This window comes from uncultured Clostridium sp., from assembly GCF_934754925.1.
Classification (GTDB): domain Bacteria; phylum Bacillota; class Clostridia; order Clostridiales; family Clostridiaceae; genus Clostridium.
The window spans coordinates 1-2,181 of record NZ_CAKVJA010000104.1; the positions used below are offsets into that span (position 1 = coordinate 1).

2 protein-coding genes are annotated in these 2,181 nt (G+C 28.7%); both read right to left on the minus strand.

Annotation, left to right across the window (positions count from 1 at the left end):
• Nucleotides 1–48: 48 nt before the first annotated feature.
• On the minus strand, nt 49–930 hold the full coding sequence (locus Q0G30_RS14160; protein WP_294391382.1) for an ABC transporter permease subunit: 882 nt from the start codon (nt 928–930) through the stop codon (nt 49–51).
• Complete coding sequence (locus Q0G30_RS14165) at nt 923–1,846, minus strand: ATP-binding cassette domain-containing protein (RefSeq protein WP_294391387.1); 924 nt, start codon at nt 1,844–1,846, stop codon at nt 923–925. Before Q0G30_RS14165 ends, Q0G30_RS14160 begins: the two co-directional genes overlap by 8 nt.
• Nucleotides 1,847–2,181: the final 335 nt, after the last annotated feature.

Sequence of the window (2,181 nt, forward strand, 5' to 3'; positions counted from 1 at the left end):
CAAATATTGTATTCGCCCCTGGGGCACGCGTTTTTAGTCGATTTTTCATTATTTTATGTCTTGTGACTTAAATACCATTATTCCTCCAAATAATGAAATTACTATTGTCACTGTTGCAATTAATATTGATCTAAGCAAATCCCCATTTCCTGCCTTAATTGAAGTTGCTAAAGCAGAATTATAAAATGGTAATACTTCATAAAGTCTATCAAACCAAGGATATATTCCGTATAAAAATCCTGCAAATGTTGGAACTCCTATAAATATTGCTACTGTTATTCCAATTGTAGCCCCATTACTTTTTACTAATGTTGCTATAACCATAGCTAATGTAGCTACTGCAGAACTAGCTATAAGTGATGCTATAAATGTTTTTATCATTCCTAATACTTGTGAAAATTCAAAGGCTTGACCCCATCCGTTCATAATAGCTACTGCTATTGTTGGTAATATAGTCATAACCGCTAAAATAATTGCAACTCCTACAACTATAGCTATAAACTTTGCTAGATAAAACTCTTCCCTTTTTTTGCCGTAGGCTAAGAAATTTTTTATTGTCCCTTGTGAATATTCTTTTGCCATTAATGCTGCTACCAATATTCCTATTAATATCTCTATTACTCCTGAACCAAAAGAAGAATGATATACTTCTATTGCAGTTGGATTCATAATATCTTTAGCTTCCAAATTAACTCCTAACTGACCAGGCGTTACTACTGAATCACTTTCAGAGATACTTTCCATCTGCTCTATAAGAGCTTGTTTTTGGTCTTCTGGCATATTACCTAAACTATCACTAAGTATTTGATCAAAAACTGATGAACACATAACTATTGTCATGGAAGATAATAAAACTGTAACAAATATTAATACTTTAAATGTTCTATTTTTAAATAATTTATATAATTCTGCTTGTATAGCTTTAAGCATTTAAAACACCTCCAATTTTATTCATAAAGTATTCTTCTAAATTTTCTCCCTTAATACTTATACTTTCAACAATAACACCTGACTTTGAAAGTATTGAATTTACCTCTCCAACATTATCTAAATTAGAGAAGACCTTTATCTTTTTATCTTCTAAAACTTCATAATCACTTATTCCTAATTCTCTTTCTAATAAAGTTACTGCTCTAGATGTATCATCGACTTTTAAATCTATATATTGTCTACATTTTTCTGCTAGTTCCTCTGATGTTATTTCTTCAATTAACTTACCATTTGATATTATTCCATAAGTTGTTGCAAGCTCTGATAATTCGCTTAATATATGGCTTGATATTAATATTGTCATATCCTTTTCTTTATTTATCTTCTTTAATAACTCTCTTATTTCAACTATTCCCATAGGATCAAGTCCGTTTATAGGTTCATCTAGTATAAGTAACTTAGGATTTCCCATTAATGCATTTGCAATTCCTAATCTTTGTCTCATTCCTAAAGAGAAATTTTTAACCTTTTTCTTTTCAACATCTTTTAGTCCAACTAATTCTAACACTTCATCTATACACTTCTTACCTGGTATATTTCTTACTAATCTAGACACCTCTAAATTTTCTCTTGCTGTCATATTAGTATAAAATGAAGGAGTTTCAATTAAACTTCCAACCATTGTTCTGGACTTATTTAATTCCGCTTCTCCTGTAGCCCCTAAAAGCTCTATTTCTCCACCAGTTTTATGAATTAATCCTGTTATAAGTCTAATTAATGTTGTTTTACCAGCTCCATTTTGACCTATAAAACCATATATCTCACCTTTTTTAATTGTCATATTAACATTGTTTACCGCTACTTGATTTCCATATTTCTTAGTAATGTTATAAGTTTTTAATATAACTTCTTTCATCTTCATTTACCTCCTTGATAAAATTCTCTATCGCTTTTTTGTTATTTTTATTTAATCTCTTAACTTGATTTTATTGTATATCTATAGTTGTAAGATATCTTAAAGAAAATATTAAGAAAGTATTAAGTTTACAAATAAAAAAAGCAGCTATTAAAATTAAAGAATTTTAGTAGCTACTTTTCATACTTTTACCAATCTCTATATAATGTCCTCCTGCATAATTACTCTATACCATTAAATGAATTTGTACTATCAAAAGTATTTGATATTGCCTATTTTTTATATATCAAAAGTATTTGACAATCTACAAACTCCTATTTAACTGTTATTTATCT